A 14888-nucleotide genomic window follows, 5' to 3' on the forward strand; every position below is an offset into this window, starting at 1 on the left:
GGTCGGACAGGTGCTCACGGCCACCGATCCCGTGCATATCTGGGCGGTCTTCGGACTTGGCGCCGTGCCATCCTGCTTCTTCTGGCATGCCATGCACGAGCGCTTCGGCACACGTCGGAGCCTGGCTAGCAATCTGGTGGTTCAAGCGATCGGCGTCGCGCTGCCTGTGCTGCACACGCCCGCAGCCTACGTGCTGAGCGCATTGCTCGTCGGCGGCACCTTCATGGGCACGGCGACGATCGCCATGCCGGCTGCGCGCAAGGTGGCGGCGGCGGTCCGTTTCAACATGCTGGCGCTGATGACCGCCTCCTTCGGCATCGGGCAGATCATCGGCCCGCTCATGGCCAATGCGATCTATGCCCGTACGCAGGCGTTCGACATCTCCCTGAGCATCGCCGCCGCATCGCTGGTTGCCGGCGCCGTTCTGTGCGTGGATCTCCCCGGCAATAGGGCGCAATCGCATCCAGTCTGACTGCRCCGCCGGGGCGATCATCTCTCGGATCGCGTCACGGTCCCGACCCGGCTCCTGCGATCCCCGAAGGATCGAGAACAGGCATTCTTGCCGCTGCGTGACAAGCTGCATAACATGGTGATGTCGGCGAGGTCGTTCTGCTGGATTGTCATGAGGCGCGGCGCATCCTCGATGGAGCACTCATCGGCAAGAAGACACGGCAAGAATACGAGAAGCGATACGCACGCATCGCAAGCCCCGGCCGCCAGAAACGACGTTCTTCGATCCATCCGACCGGCTTAGTGTGCGCCATGACCAAAGGGCGGAACGCGACTATGCAAGCTTTATTGATCGCATTTCTCTGCGTGGCGACATCGGCGGCAAGCCTGGCGGCGGATACCCTGGCGCGGGCCCGCGAGACCGGGACATTGCGGCTTGGCTTCCGGGTCGATGCGCCCCCGTATTCCTATCGGACGACCAGCGGCGAACCCTCCGGCTATATCGTCGATCTCTGCCGCGAAGTCGCCGCCGGCGTGAAGAAGGCGCAGGGTTTGCCTGCGCTCAAGATCGACTATGTCGAGGTCTCGTCCACGGCTCGCCTGGAAGCGTTGCGCGACGGCAAGATCGATATTCTCTGCGATCCGACATCGATGACCATGTCGCGCCGCGCCATGGTCGATTTCTCGCTCCCGACCTTCATCGATGGCGCCGGCGTCCTGCATCGGACCAATGAACTGACGCGGCTCGAGGACCTGCGCGGCAAGAAGATCGGCGTGCTCCGGGGCACGACGACCGAGGAGGTTCTGAAGACGACTTTGACGCAACTCGGGATCGAAGCCGAGATCGTTCCGATGCTGGCTCATCCCGACGGGGTCCGCAGCCTGGCGGCGGGAAAGATCGACGCCTATTTCGCCGATCGCGGGATCCTGAGCTATCACCTGCTCAACAGCGAGAACCGCTCCGGCATGAAGCTCTCCGACCAGTATTTCACCTTCGAGACCTATGCGCTGGCTCTGCCGCGCGGCGATGAAAAGCTGCGCCTGCTTGTCGATGCCACGCTGGCGGAGCTCTATCGCACCGATCGCGTGAAGCAGATCTATGCCCGCAGTTTTGGAAGCTTCCCGCCGGATCAGTTCATCCGTGCCCTCTTCGTCATCAATGGCGTGCCGAAATGAGGGGATTGGGTGCCTGACCTGACAGGTCTCGAGGCTCCGACAAAAGTATTCGCCGGCGGAGACCGATCGCGAAGGAGGCCAGCTCCATGCAGGACTACACGCTCTATTACTGGTCGGTCCCGTTTCGCGGTCAGTTCGTGCGGGCGGTGCTGGCATGGGCCGGCAAGACCTGGCGCGAAGCCGGCGACGGCGAGATCGCAAAGCTCATGGACGAGCCGGTCGAGCTCGTGCCGGTCCCGTTCATGGGGCCGCCGCTGCTGATCGACAACGCGGACGGCTTCGCCATCGCGCAGATGCCCGCCATCATTCTCTATCTCGGCGAGACGCTCGGCCTCATGCCGGCCACGCCGCCCTTGCGGGCGTTGACCATGAAGATCGTCAACGACGCCAATGACGTCATCGACGAAATCACGCTGCAAGGCGGCCAGTCGATGTGGACGCAAGAGCGCTGGCGCGAATTCGTGCCGCGCCTCGAGAAGTGGATGTCGTTCTGGGAAGAGACCGGGCGTCGGCACGGGCTGACGGCAGAGGCTGGTTTTCTCCTCGGCGGCAAGGCGCCGGGCATCGCCGATGTCGTGACCGCAACCTTGTGGACGACGATGGCCGATCGCTTCCCGGTCCTCGCATCGATCCTCGAGGAGACCGCGCCGCTCACGAGCGGGCTCGCGCGCCGCGTCTCCGCCCTGCCCCCCTTGGCCGCATTGGCCGAGAAGGCCCGCAGGGACTATGGCGACGAAACCTATTGCGGCGGTCAGATCGGAATGGCTCTGCGCAAGGTCGCTGGCGAAACCGCGCATCGCTGAAGATGGCGGAGCCGTCTCCCCTCTCCGGAACAACGGCGAAGGCGCGCAAGCTCTCGGAATGGCCAAGGCAACGGCGCCTCAGGGAGCCCGCATTGACCTCGGAAGCCAGCGGCTGTCCGTCTCAGGTTTGCCGCTTGCGGAACAGATTCCGATTGGATCACGTCCTGGTCTTGAAGCGCGCCGCCTCTTCCGAACCATGGGTGGCGTCGCCGGCGCTATAAGAATGCGCGCCAGCGCCCGCGAGCTTGCCGCCATCGACGATCAGATATTCCTCCCGGATCGGCCGGCCTTCGAACCAGCATTCCAGGATTTCGCGCGTGCCTGCGGCGTAGCGGGCTTGGGCGGAGAGCGTAGATCCCGAGATATGCGGCGTCATGCCGTGATGCGACATTGATCGCCAAGGATGGTCCTGGGGGGCCGGCTGCGGGAACCAGACATCGCCAGCATAGCCGCCGAGCTGCCCGCCCTCCAGAGCGCGGGCCACAGCGTCACGATTGCAGATCTTGCCGCGCGCCGTGTTCACCAGATAGGCGCCGCGTTTCATCCTGGCGATCATCGCCTCGTCGAAGAGATTCTCTGTCTCCGGATGCAGAGGTGCATTGATCGTGACGACATCGCAAAAGCCAACCATGGATGCCGCGTCCGCGTGGAAGGTAACGCCAAGTTCCTGCTCGACCGCCAGCGGAAGACGGTGGCGGTCGGTGTAGTGCAGCTTCACGTCGAACGGCTTCAACCGGCGCAGCACGGCGCTGCCGATCCGGCCGGCACCGACGGTTCCGATCTGCATCCCCTCGACATCGTAAGAGCGCGCGACGCAATCGGCGATGTTCCAGCCCCCACGGAGCACCCACTGATAGGAGGGGATGTAGTTTCGCACGAGCGCCAGGATCATCATGACCACATGTTCAGAGACGCTGATCGAGTTGCAGTAGGTCACCTCGGCAACCGTTACACCACGATCCATCGCGGCTTGAAGGTCGACATGGTCTGATCCAATGCCGGCCGTGATCGCAAGCTTCAGTTTGCTCGCCTTGGCAATGCGCTCTTCGGTCAGATAGGCCGGCCAGAAGGGCTGCGAGATCACGATTTCGGCGTCGGGGAGCTCGCGTTCGAAAACGCTGCCGGGACCGTCTTTGTCCGAGGTCACAACCAGGCTGTGCCCGGCGCTTTCGAGAAATTTCCTCAGGCCGAGTTCGCCCGACACACTGCCGAGCAGAACCCCCGGTTCAAAGTCGATCGCCTTCGGCGTGGGAAGTGTCTGGCCGCCGGGGTAGCGGTCGAGTTCCGGCAGACCGTCCCGCGCATATCCTGCCGGGTAACCGTCGGCTGGATCGTCATAGAGGACGCAAACAACCTTTGCCATTCTATATCTTCCTTCGTCAGGCACGAAGAGGAAGACGCTTGATTGTCACTGCTGCCCGCCAAGACGATGATCATCGGCGGCCCGCTCTGAAGTGTCGGAGGCCAGCTGATCCTGGTGCTTCCTCGATCGGAAAGTTGCGCGCTAGTCCAAATAAGATGGAGAAGCCGGACATGGTTTCAAGACCGGAGGACAGTGGCCTGCCTCCCTGAAAAGTGGTCCTCCCGGAGGTATGGCTTTTGAGCCGACGGAGGACTGAAGAAATGGCCTGTCTCTCTTCTTCGGCATAATGGGCATCCTCCAAGGCTCAAAAAGCCTGGTGGATTGGTCGGGACGGAAGAGTCCTGGTTGGAATTCCCCGCGCCGCTGCAGCATGCGACATTGCGGGATGCATACCGGTATCAGCATCGACATTACGGCTTCGGACAGGGCTCGGCTTGAAGCGATCGTCGCTGGGGCCACAAAGCTGTCCCGGTAAATTTGGCGCGACTGTCATATTTCCAACAGGGCACTAGCGCTTCTTGCAAGGCGGGGGACTTCTAGAAGGAGGTCGTGACCATGAAACTCTGTTTTCCGATCGCACTCGCCGCTTCAACTATCGTTTTGGCAGGCCAAGTAATGGCGGCGGAAGTGGACATGTCGAAGCTCRCTTGCAAGGAGGTTGGCGCTATGCCTGCCGCGCAGACTATTGGGGTCGCCATGTGGGTGAACGGCTATGTCCATGGCAAAGCCGGCAATGCCATGGTGGACGGTGACAAGGCGCATGCCAATGCCCAGAAGATCGCTGACTATTGCAAAGCGAATCCCGCTGCCACGCTGACGAGCGCGATAGAGGCGGTCGCCAAGTCGTAGCAGCATATTAAATGATGGCCAGCTGAGTGGCCCCATTCCGGGACCACTCTTCTACGATGGTCCGAGGACTGAAACTCTGAAACCCTCACCACCAAAGATCTCAATCTAGTGGATTGATCGGGACGGAAGAGTCCTGTTTGGGTTTCCCCGCGCCGCTGCGGCATGCGACATTGCGGGATGCGTACTGGTATCAGCATCGACATTACGGCTTCGGACAGGGCTCGGCTTGACGCGATCGTCGCTGCGCGCAGTTCGCCCCAGAAGCAACCAGGACCGCGACGCGTGCGCTGATGCCCTACAGGTGTTGGAGATTTACCAGCGCCTACCGTAGTACCCAACAACTGGTCGGTTATTGTAGTATGCGGCGCGGCGGATGCCCGCACGAACGACAGGCCGGCCATAATAGCCGCCGCCATAGTAGCTTCTCCCGTAGTATCCGCCGCCATAATAGCCGCTACCGCCGTAGTAAGTTGAGGCCGGTGTGTTGTAATAGACGGTCTGCGGATAGCCGCTCGCGATTCCCGGATCGCAATATGCACTGCCGGAATWTGTGGTGACATAGGAAGCGTCGCCATAGCCGCCATAGGCATTATAGCCGTATGCTGCGGGAGCTGCGTAGCCATAGCCTGAACCGTAGCCATAGCCCGAACTGTAGCCGCTGCCGTAATAGGCAGCACCTGCTGCGAGACCGACGCCCGCTGCGAGCGCCCGACCACCGTAGTAACGGTTGCCGTAGTAACCGCCACGGTATGCCGCCCCACGGTAAGCTCCACGATATCCGGCACGGTACGCGCCACGATATCCAACGCGATAGCCACCGCCAATGGCAGTGCCTCGGTATCCACCGGCGCCGATACCACGGTGTTGGGCTTCGGCATCACGCGCGGTGAAGACGAGACTGCCGACGCCAATCAGAGCGACAACAGGGAGGGCAAGGAGCGTATTCATGACTTCACCTGCGCAAAGCCCACCACTGGATTGCAGACGCGGCTGGGCTTCTCCGCGAGGCAATTCGGTGAATTCCTTAACGGAACGATAACATGTTTGTTTCGATGAGTCCCAGAGGGGCCTCGCCGCGCCGGGCTGCCTTCCTGTGCTGCGACGCCAAGTCCGCAGCGCGCCCAGATCAGCGACGCCTGCGTCTGCGACTTTACCTAAGGGCATGCTGACAATATCCGGGCGTCCCCCGCACTTGATGGCCAAGGGCCGGGATGACGTGCCTCGCCATCAGCGAAGCTCCGAACCGCGCCCTCATGATTGGTTCTGATCGACGCAGCGCCACCCCGACGTCGCCACGATCAATGGCTCATCAAACAGCAGATCGACGCATGATCGAGGAGATCACGCGTGACGCCGCCGAATATCCACTCGCGCGTTCGGCTGTGACCATAGGCACCGGACACCAAGAGGTCCGCGCCTTCCTGCCGGGCCCGGTGTATCAGTTCGTCGGCGATGCGGGCTTCCCGTATCGCGCTGTCCTGGACAAGATCGGCGGTGATGCCGTGATGACGCAAATAGTCCCGCAGGTCTTGCGCGCTCGAACTCTCGGCGCCTTCTCCGGCGGTGACGACGAACACGCCTTCGGCAGTCTTCAGGAAGGGCAACGCATCGCAGACCGCGCGGCGCGCTTCACGCGTGTTCTTCCAGGCAATGACGATACGCTGCGCCGAAAGGCGGTCAGAGGTTGGCGGCACGAGCAGGACGGGGCGCCCGGCTTCCAACACGATCGCCCCGGGATCGACGGCGAAGCGCCAGTCCCGGTGGTCGCCGCTCCCCTGTCGGCCGACGATCAGGAGATCGGCCGCAGAGGCCTGCTCGAGAAGAAATGGTGCCGACTCGTCCATACCGGTTCGCAACGAGGTGCTTTCGCCGGACTTGGCGACCTTGATGAAATTGGCCTCGATCTGCTGCAATTCTTCCGCAGCGATCTCGCGCCATTGCTCGATCAGCGTCTGGGCGGAAAAACCGGCCTCCAAGGGGAGAGCGGGAATGATGCAGCGCGATGCCGAGCCGATCAAGCGCGCATGGAAGCGCTCTGCCAAGCCGACCGCAAGCGCAGTCCGGCTGGCCGCATGTGGGCCGAGATCCAGATTCACCATCAGGCTCGCGTAGGATGACATGACAACGCTCCTTGCAATCGATGTCGCTGTGCCACCACGGCCAAGACAGGTTTGCGTTGACCTACCGCAATAACGGCACGATTTTACTCGTCGGTCAGCTCTATGCGTAGACCTCCTGCCTGTATCGCGTTCCTGCGCGGCCAGCACTTGGCCGGCAGCAACAGACTTGGCGGAGAGAGGCTCAACATGACCCGACGGCGAGCAATCCGAGACGTCACGCGTCAAGCAGTGGCTTGCGGTGACATTGCTCTGTCGCAAAGCCGAGCAGCCACACGTGCAGTAGCATCAGTTGAGGATACCCCACTGTCGGACATTCTGAATCGCGGAGGCGGCAATGAAAACGACAATCAAGCACGGGCCGGAATCCTGCAGGTCGGACCCGCCTATGTTCACGATCGAGACTGTTGAAGATTATAAGATCGCAAGGCGGCGCCTCAAAGCGCTCACCGTGCAGGACGGCAGCAGCTACCGCGAATCGATAGCGCTCACGGAGGCTATTCGGATCTGGGAAGCGGACCACGCTAGCGTGACTGAGCCGCCGGCTCGGGCGCCTTGACCGCGCGGCAACGGAACTCCCTGCGTTCACCGAACCGCCGCGCCACGGCACCGCGAACGCGCCGTCGCCTTCCGGTCGCAGGTCCGCCAATTTTGATTCGTTTGACTCGTCAAGCCCCCATTCCGTCGCTAGCCTAGGAAGCGAGGATCTTGAACGGGAGGTGGCTATGCCGAACGTGACGATTGGCTCCCTGGAAGACCGCAAGGCTGCCGTCCTGAGGGCGGCCGCGCTGCTCCAAAGCGCGATGGGCTCCGACGAAGACCATGAATTCGAGATGCTGACCGAGGCCATCGCCGAGTTCGACATCCTCCAGGAGGCCCTGGCGCCGGTCGAGATTCCGCCCGCCTTCATGCCGTTCATCCGCGAAGTGGCGCGGCAGCGGGCTGCCAACCAGCGTTCCTAGGCACCTGCGCACTTTCGGCAGCGCGGGCCTTTGCGTAGCGCTGCGGCGATTGCCGCGAGAGCAGGCTGCTCCATGGCCGGGCGACGACGCACCCGACGCTTCGTGGGCCGCCGCTGCCCTGTTTCAAAAGCCGACCCCGAATGCCATGCTCGCATCCTTCGCGCCGGTCGCTGCCCTGCGGCAGGACGGGACGGCTGGGGGTTGGCGACACGACATGAATGATACCGGCCTATGAATGATACCGGCGTGGCGACGATCGATGTGGTTTCGCATGCGGCAACAGATCCACGATCGCTGCGTCGTTTCGAAGATGAGCGCTTCCTCACGGGTCGGGGTCAGTACCAGGACGACGAGCACGTGCCCGGCGCCCTGCACGCCGTGGTGCTGCGCTCACCCCATGCCCATGCCGACATCCTTGCAATCGATGCGCAAGCCGCGAAAAGCCTGCCTGGGGTCACAGCCATCTATACCGCAGCGGAGATCGAGGATCTCGGCCCACTGCCCTGCTCGCTCACGCTGAAGGCCGAGCCGCCGCTGATCGTGCCGCCGCGTTTCCCCCTGGCGCGCGGGCGCGTCCGCCATGTCGGGGACCCCGTCGCCTTCGTCGTGGCCGAAAGCGCGGACGCGGCGCGCCAGGCCTGCGAGCTGATTGCCGTCGACTACGAGATCCTGCCTGCGGTCACGGAGCTCGCCGCAGCAGCCGGGCCCGCCGCTCCAGAGATCTGGCCGCAAGCCGCGGGCAATCTCGCCCTGCGCTACCGCCTCGGCGATGACGATGCGGTCGCCGCCGCATTCCGCCGCGCCGCACATGTCGTGACCTGCCGGCTCGTGAACAACCGGATCACGGCTGCCGCCCTGGAGCCGCGGGCGGCGCTCGGGCGCTTCGACGCGGAGAGCGGCCGCTACAGGCTCTCGCTCAGCGGCGCCTCCGTTCACGACATCCGCCGCGAGCTTGGCCTCGTTCTCAAGGTCGGGCCCGAGCGGATCGATGTCGCCTGCCCCGATGTCGGCGGCGGCTTCGGCATGAAGAATGTCACCTATCCCGAATATGCGCTTGTGCTGATCGCGGCGCAGCGCCTGGGCCGGCCGGTGCGCTGGCTTGCCGAGCGGATCGAGGATTTCGCCGGCGGCGCCCATGCCCGCGACAACCTGACGACGGGCCGCCTCGCCCTCGATGCCAGAGGCCGTTTCCTGGCGCTGGCCGTGGAAACCATCGCCAATCTCGGCGCCTATGTCTCCTCGCTCGGGCCCGGCAGTTCGACGACCGCGCCGACGCCCGCCATGGGTGGGCTCTATGACATTCCGGCGATGAGCATGGATGTCCGCTGCGTCTTCACCAACAGCGCGCCGGTCGACGCCTATCGCGGCGCCGGCAAGCCGGAGGCGAACTACCTGATCGAACGCCTGGCCGATGAGGCGGCGCATCTGCTGCGGATCGATCCGGCCGTGCTGCGCAAACGCAATTTCATCCGCAGCTTCCCCTATCGAAAGCCCTTTGGCGCTGTCCTCGACTGCGGTGCCTTCACGGGGAATCTCGAGCGCGTGCTGGCGGCGGCCGACCGCGCCGGCTTCCGCCGCCGCCGCGCCGTCTCGCGCCGGCGCGGACAATTGCGGGGCTTCGGCATCGGCTGCTTCCTGGAAACCGCGCGCGGCGGACCGAATGAGGATGCCTGGCTCAGCTTCCGCGCCGACGGCCGGGTCGAGATGGCGGTCGGCACCCAGTCGAACGGCCAGGGGCACGAGACGAGCTTTGCGCAGGTCCTGTCGCAACAGCTCGGCCTGCCGGCCGAGCATTTCCATCTCGTGCAGGGCGACACGGCGCGCGTCCCCACCGGCGGCGGCCATGGCGGCGCCCGCTCGCTGCATATGGGGGGCGGCGCCCTCTTCCTGGCGGCGCGTGCCTTGATCCGGGCCGCCAAACCCGCCGCCGCAGAGTTGCTCCAGGCCCCAACCGAGGCCGTGCTCTTCCAGGACGGCTGGTTCCGTGCGCCCGGCGCCGGCAACGTCGCTCTCGCGACGGTCGCGCGCCATATCGGGGAGACGACCGGCCGGGCGCTCTCAGGCCATGGCGCCCATCGCGACGCCCCCCTCACCTTCCCGAACGGCGCGCAGACGGCCGAGGTCGAGATCGATCCCGAGACCGGCGCAGTGACGCTGCTGCGCTATGTCGCCGTCGACGACTACGGCACCCTGATCAACCCGCTCCTGACAAAGGCCCAGGTCCATGGCGGCCTGGCGCAGGGCATCGGCCAGGCGCTGATGGAGGACATCCGCTACGATCCGGAAGGCGGCCAGCTGCTGAGCGCGACCTTCATGGACTACGCGCTGCCGCGCGCAGCCGACCTACCCTGTTTCGAGCTCTCGCTGGTCGAGCTGCCGACGACGGCCAACCCGCTCGGCGTCAAGGGCGCCGGGCAGGCCGGCTGCATCGGGGCGCCGCAGACGGTGATCCACGCGATCCTCGATGCGCTGCGCCCGCTCGGCGTCAGCCACATCGACATGCCGGCGACCCCGGCCCGGATCTGGCGCGCGATCCAGGAGGCCAGGACGCCCGTAGCGAATGAACCATGACGTCACGTGGGCCTGAGAGCCTGAGATTTCAGGCCCACGTGACGTCGTTACAGCGGACCGCCCTGCGCCAGGGGTCTCCATGCGTGTTCCCGGTCAGCCTCGGTGGAGAGGTCGATCGTCACCTGCGTACCCGTTCTGATACGCCGCTTCAGGATGTCGGTGCGGTCCGGACTCGTCCGAAGCGCGCCGCCCTCGTGAAGCGTTTGGAGCCGTGCACGCGAGACCCGCAGCTCGGACGCCAGCAGCCGGTCAAGGCGCGTGCTGGTCGGAAGCGTAACCTTCAGGTCGATTTCCAATGTCGTCCAATTCAGGGTGTCGCGCAGGACCTCCTTTTGGATATCAAACTCGGGGAATTCTTCGACGCGCTGCGCCTTGCGCCTCAATGCTTCGAGATTGAAGGTCTCTCTCCGGATCCATTGCGGATCGTTCGCGTGTAGCGCTTCCAGCACGGCAGGATCGATGTCGCGGACATTCTGCCGCTCGAAGATCGGTCGGTTCCATGTCTTATCGCAGCTCAGGCATTTGTAGATCAGCCACGCATCAAGCTTGCGACCGTTGGCGTTGAGCCGGATCTTGCCGCTGGATTGGAAGGCTCTCAAGCCCCCGCATCCGCTGCAGGCAATCCAAGGCTGGGGAGCAGTCTGGGGGATGATGGTCCATCGAACCCGAAATGCATTGCACATGACGTCTTGGTCTTCCGTTCGGAAGTCCACCAAGAGGGTGCATGAGACGACCCTTGCGGGCACGGTGTGGCGATGTTTCGGGCGGCTGAAGAGCTGAGACAGCGGCGCTGCTCATGGCACAAAATAACAATGCCAAACCGGTCTCTTGCCGCCACCCGATGAACACGATCATACGCGGACAGCGCGTTGCTATCCGACAGTACGGGTGAAACTGGATTGAGACCGGTGTTTACTTAGGCAAAGTCGACCTCGGTGCGCCAAAGCTCTTCACCCACAGCGATACCAAATCATCGGTCCGAGATGGAGTCCTCCGGCGCGCCGGGAATCCGAAAGCTGCCAGGTGCGGCTTCCATGCAACTTTGTGGTGCAGAGAGCCGAGATCGCCCTCGCTCGGTCGTCGATACGCGGCCTATCGGCTTGTCACAAGGGCCGGTGGGTCCGGCTTGATGATCGGGATGGCGAAATCCGAGGCACGCCTTCCCTCCAGCTGGCACGGCGCAGGCCGCCCCCGTCCGTCATTGAGCCGAGAGTCCGCGCCCCAGCTAAAGCGGCGGACCTGTCCTCGAGCGCCTTCCAGTTCCGCCCACGGACGGCAATAGCCCGAAGAAGGCCGATTTCACCCGATGCTGACCGGCAGTGCGCCGCAGGTTTGGCACCTCACTGAGAGCTGCGGTCATGGCGCGGGTGATAATCACCGCCCCAACTCCCGGCAAACAGCCCTGCCATGGCCGGTGGCGGCGACCACCGAAGCGCACTGCGTTGACCCTGCAATCAATTGGGCGTAGCAGTAATATGTTACGCCTTACGCCTTAGCGCCACTGCGACGGGAGATCCCGTTAAGGCATGGCGCCTCGCACAGCTTGAAGATTTCTGCCGTCAGGAGATTTCGCACATGCAGATCCGATTTTTGCGGCCGCTTTCCCATGTACTCGGCCTCGCGTTCCTTAGCGGAATCGCCGTCGCCGGCCTGATTAGCCCGTCTTATGCCCAGAACACCCTTGAGCGGATCAAGAGCCAGAAATCGGTCAGGGTCGGCTTCTCAAATTTCGCTCCGACGTCTTTCGTTGGGCCTGGGGGTGAGATCACTGGCTCCTCCCCCGAATTGGCGAAGGCGTTCTTCAAGAGCCTCGGCGTCGAAAAGGTCGAAGGAGTGGTCGGCGAATTCGGCTCACTGATCGGAGGCCTGCAGGCGCAGCGGTTCGACATGATCGCGGTCGCGATGCAAATCCAGCCGCGGCGCTGCGAGCAGATCGCCTTCGGTGACCCGGAGATGCAGTTGCTTCAAGGATTTGTCGTCAAGAAGGGCAACCCACTTGCGCTGAAGAGCTTCAAGGATGTGGCTGACAACAGGAACGCCCGGCTGGGAATGCTGACCGGCGCCGGGCAAATCCGTTTCGCTGACATTGCTGGGGTGACCAGGGATCAGCAGATTCTGTTCCCTGACTTCGACAAGTCGGTTGCAGGGCTGCAAGCAGGCCGCGTCGAGGCGGCGGCCGGTGCCAGCGTTGCACTGAAATACATTCTGTCGAAGATCAACAGCCCGGAGGTCGAGTTTGCCGAACTCTCCCAGCAACCCGTGGATGAAAAGGGCCAGTCGGTGACCGCCTATGCAGGCATGGGCTTCCGGCAAGGCGATACCGAGCTTCTGGGCGCATGGAACGCCTGGCTGCGCGCGGCCCGGCAATCAGGAGAGGCGCTGAGGATCATGGCGCCATTCGGCCTTGGCGAGAATGACATCGCCCCGGTCAGCGTGACCGCGCAGTCGCTCTGCCAGAACCGATAGGGTCGGGCCTGCCATTTCGCGGGAATGGCAGGCGCACATCAAACCTGAGGCCACGGGGATACCTGGGCTCGTCTTCCCGTGAGGTTGATTTCGATGACGCTCACCTATGCCGCTGCCGAAGGCCTGTCTGGGGTCAGCCTTCGACAGCAGGCGATCCAGATTCTTCGCACCCAGATCCTGATTGGCGCGCTTGCGCCCGGCCGCCTCTATTCGATCGGAGAGATTGCCGAACAGCTCAAGGTGTCGCCGACTCCAGTGCGGGAAGCCCTGCTCCATCTCGCCGGCGAGCGCCTGATCGTCATGGTCCGGAATCGAGGCTTTTCGGTTCGCGAGATCGATGACCACGACCTCGATGAACTGGCCGAATGTCGGCATTATCTCGAAGTGCCGGCAATCGTGAGCCTCACGCAGAAATCCAGGCTCGCCGGACGTGCCCTCCTCGTCGACTTGGCGTCGCAGACCGAGAAAGCGGCAGCCGAGGGCGACCTTCTCTCGTTTCTCACCGCTGACCGGCAATTTCACGTGCTCTTGCTCTCAGAGACGGGCAATTCCCGGTTGGTGGAGATGGTTGCGACCCTGAGAGATCAGACACGCCTCCACGGCCTGACGCGCTTGCGAGGCTCGCACGAACTGCTGTCCTCGGCGAAGGAGCACCGCGCGCTGATCGATCTCATCGAGGCTGGCGATGTCCCGGCAGCCCGGGAGCTCATGGCGCGGCACCTTCGGCATACCCGCGGCCTCTGGGCCGGAACAGCCAGCATTCCCGCGGAACAGAGCGTCGATCGCTGTTGACTTACAGTATGTAACCGGTAACATATTACTAAGATCAAAGCCCGTTGGAGGCTTGCAATCTCGGCCATGGAGAGCAGCTTGTCTGAGCAGAATAGACTTAAGGTCGCCGAGGCGGCCAAAGCGTTGCGCGCAGAAGCGCTCGTGATGCTGAAAGACATGACGGCCATTCCGGCCGATGCGACGACGGGGACCGGCTACCCCGAAACAGTTGCCTATCTGAAGAAGCAGCTCGCCACCTTTGCTCCCACCGAAGAGATCGACGTTCCACAAAGCTATCTCGATGACCATTGGGGAAGCGGTCTGTCGCTTTCACGCGAGTATCTGCCGGTGTACCGCGCTGCTCCGCGCGTGCTTGTCACGGCGATGCTGCCGGGTCGAAGCGACGAGATCGGCATCCATCTGAACAACAACTACGATCTTTACTGGGGACCGCGAAAGGAACGCGCCGGCTCGATCGCCCAAATTCTGGCGCTCAAGGCCATCGCCAAGAGCGGTGTGAAGCTCGACAAATCGGCTTTCCTCTCTGCCACGCCCGACGCTTATATCGGCGGGGAGACCGGCGCGGGCTATCTGGTGCAGCAGGGCATGGGTCGCAGCCCGGTCGTTCTGGCCAGCAGCCTGGGCGGCCCGGATATCGTCACGGCCGGCTATAAAGGCCACTTCTGGGCGAAGATCACCGCTTTCKGCAAGGCAACGCATGGTTCGCGGCCAACGGAAGGCGTGAATGCCATCGAAGGCATGATGGCGGTACAGGACAGAGTTCGGAAACTCGCTCAGGAATTTACGGCGATCAAGACGCCCCTGGAGATCGTTCCGGCRCATGCCAACACGCCGACGATCGTCATGTGCCGCATCGCGGCCAACCTGGACGTGACGTTCATCCCGGACGAATGCGCACTCTATGTCGATCGGCGCATGAATCCCGAGGAGAAGCTGGACGATGCGATGGCGGTGCTGAGGGAACTCGTCGCTGACGCTTCGCGCGAGACCGGAATGCGAATGGAGGTCTCCTTCCCCCACACTGTTTCGAGTTCGTACACGCCACCTGAGCATCCCTTGCACAAGGCGCTGAGCGACAACCTGAAGGCCGTCACCGGACGCGAGCCCCGTTCGATCGTCTGGTCGCATTATCTTGGACTTCACTATTTCACGGCGGGCTGGGGCAGCGCGGCCGTCGCATACACCCCCGGCGCCGTCGACCACGGCAAGGTCGTGATCGAGGCGGGCGATCCCACGGTCTCGGATGACGAGCTGATGGCCGCGATCGAAGTGATCGCGCTGACGATCTACGATTTGACCACATCCGGCGCTGTCGACGCCTGACATCGATATCGGCCAA

13 protein-coding genes are annotated in these 14888 nt (G+C 63.3%); 9 read left to right on the plus strand and 4 right to left on the minus strand.

Going from position 1 to position 14888, the window contains the following annotated elements:
- The 3 genes from AC1D34_RS15685 to AC1D34_RS15695 all read left to right on the plus strand — a co-directional run.
- A partial coding sequence (locus AC1D34_RS15685) for a YbfB/YjiJ family MFS transporter (RefSeq protein ID WP_476824687.1) occupies positions 1-472 on the plus strand: 472 nt, incomplete at its 5' end.
- 314 nt (positions 473-786) lie between these two features.
- Complete coding sequence (locus AC1D34_RS15690; protein ID WP_441491212.1) at positions 787-1626, plus strand: amino acid ABC transporter substrate-binding protein; 840 nt, start codon at positions 787-789, stop codon at positions 1624-1626.
- 86 nt (positions 1627-1712) lie between these two features.
- Complete coding sequence (locus tag AC1D34_RS15695) at positions 1713-2429, plus strand: glutathione S-transferase (RefSeq protein ID WP_441506769.1); 717 nt, start codon at positions 1713-1715, stop codon at positions 2427-2429.
- 157 nt (positions 2430-2586) lie between these two features.
- On the opposite strand, the gene AC1D34_RS15700 is transcribed toward AC1D34_RS15695, so the two are convergent.
- Complete coding sequence (locus AC1D34_RS15700) at positions 2587-3792, minus strand: NAD-dependent formate dehydrogenase (protein ID WP_441506768.1); 1206 nt, start codon at positions 3790-3792, stop codon at positions 2587-2589.
- A 555-nt stretch (positions 3793-4347) separates the two neighbouring features.
- Between AC1D34_RS15700 and AC1D34_RS15705 the strand changes: the two genes are divergently transcribed.
- Positions 4348-4641, plus strand: a complete 294-nt coding sequence (locus AC1D34_RS15705; RefSeq protein WP_476824688.1) for an HdeA/HdeB family chaperone — start codon at positions 4348-4350, stop codon at positions 4639-4641.
- A 312-nt stretch (positions 4642-4953) separates the two neighbouring features.
- Here AC1D34_RS15705 and AC1D34_RS15710 read toward each other — a convergent pair whose 3' ends face one another.
- Both AC1D34_RS15710 and AC1D34_RS15715 read right to left on the minus strand, forming a co-directional pair.
- Positions 4954-5589: a hypothetical protein gene (locus AC1D34_RS15710; protein WP_476824689.1), complete on the minus strand. Its 636-nt coding sequence runs from the start codon at positions 5587-5589 to the stop codon at positions 4954-4956.
- Positions 5590-5939: 350 nt separating this feature from the next.
- On the minus strand, positions 5940-6761 hold the full coding sequence (locus tag AC1D34_RS15715; RefSeq protein ID WP_476776148.1) for a universal stress protein: 822 nt from the start codon (positions 6759-6761) through the stop codon (positions 5940-5942).
- Positions 6762-7483: 722 nt separating this feature from the next.
- Here AC1D34_RS15715 and AC1D34_RS15720 point away from each other — a divergent pair.
- Together AC1D34_RS15720 and AC1D34_RS15725 are read left to right on the plus strand one after the other, a co-directional pair.
- On the plus strand, positions 7484-7720 hold the full coding sequence (locus tag AC1D34_RS15720) for a hypothetical protein (RefSeq protein WP_476776149.1): 237 nt from the start codon (positions 7484-7486) through the stop codon (positions 7718-7720).
- A 231-nt stretch (positions 7721-7951) separates the two neighbouring features.
- The gene (locus tag AC1D34_RS15725; protein ID WP_476824690.1) at positions 7952-10291 is read left to right on the plus strand and encodes a xanthine dehydrogenase family protein molybdopterin-binding subunit; all 2340 of its coding nucleotides are present in this window, start codon (positions 7952-7954) and stop codon (positions 10289-10291) included.
- Between the two features lie 47 nt (positions 10292-10338).
- Here the strand turns inward: AC1D34_RS15725 and AC1D34_RS15730 are convergent, their stop codons facing one another.
- Positions 10339-10974: a DUF1062 domain-containing protein gene (locus AC1D34_RS15730; protein WP_441506804.1), complete on the minus strand. Its 636-nt coding sequence runs from the start codon at positions 10972-10974 to the stop codon at positions 10339-10341.
- Between the two features lie 892 nt (positions 10975-11866).
- On the opposite strand from AC1D34_RS15730, the gene ehuB reads away from it, so the two are divergent.
- The 3 genes from ehuB (at position 11867) to AC1D34_RS15745 (ending at position 14872) form a co-directional block, all read left to right on the plus strand.
- Positions 11867-12757 (plus strand): ectoine/hydroxyectoine ABC transporter substrate-binding protein EhuB, encoded by an 891-nt coding sequence (ehuB, locus tag AC1D34_RS15735; protein ID WP_476776151.1) that lies wholly within the window; start codon positions 11867-11869, stop codon positions 12755-12757.
- A 93-nt stretch (positions 12758-12850) separates the two neighbouring features.
- Positions 12851-13549 (plus strand): GntR family transcriptional regulator, encoded by a 699-nt coding sequence (locus AC1D34_RS15740; protein ID WP_441491202.1) that lies wholly within the window; start codon positions 12851-12853, stop codon positions 13547-13549.
- A 66-nt stretch (positions 13550-13615) separates the two neighbouring features.
- Positions 13616-14872: a peptidase dimerization domain-containing protein gene (locus tag AC1D34_RS15745; protein ID WP_476824691.1), complete on the plus strand. Its 1257-nt coding sequence runs from the start codon at positions 13616-13618 to the stop codon at positions 14870-14872.
- Positions 14873-14888 lie beyond the last annotated feature (16 nt).

The organism is Allobosea sp. P1_A7, assembly GCF_056406775.1.

Coding starts and splice junctions, on each gene's coding strand:
- AC1D34_RS15730 (WP_441506804.1), bottom strand. CDS start 10,974: ATGTGCAATGCATTTCGGGTTCGATGGACCATCATCCCCCAGACTGCT.
- AC1D34_RS15715 (WP_476776148.1), bottom strand. CDS start 6,761: ATGTCATCCTACGCGAGCCTGATGGTGAATCTGGATCTCGGCCCACAT.
- AC1D34_RS15690 (WP_441491212.1), top strand. CDS start 787: ATGCAAGCTTTATTGATCGCATTTCTCTGCGTGGCGACATCGGCGGCA.
- AC1D34_RS15720 (WP_476776149.1), top strand. CDS start 7,484: ATGCCGAACGTGACGATTGGCTCCCTGGAAGACCGCAAGGCTGCCGTC.
- AC1D34_RS15695 (WP_441506769.1), top strand. CDS start 1,713: ATGCAGGACTACACGCTCTATTACTGGTCGGTCCCGTTTCGCGGTCAG.
- AC1D34_RS15725 (WP_476824690.1), top strand. CDS start 7,952: ATGAATGATACCGGCGTGGCGACGATCGATGTGGTTTCGCATGCGGCA.
- ehuB (WP_476776151.1), top strand. CDS start 11,867: ATGCAGATCCGATTTTTGCGGCCGCTTTCCCATGTACTCGGCCTCGCG.
- AC1D34_RS15700 (WP_441506768.1), bottom strand. CDS start 3,792: ATGGCAAAGGTTGTTTGCGTCCTCTATGACGATCCAGCCGACGGTTAC.
- AC1D34_RS15740 (WP_441491202.1), top strand. CDS start 12,851: ATGACGCTCACCTATGCCGCTGCCGAAGGCCTGTCTGGGGTCAGCCTT.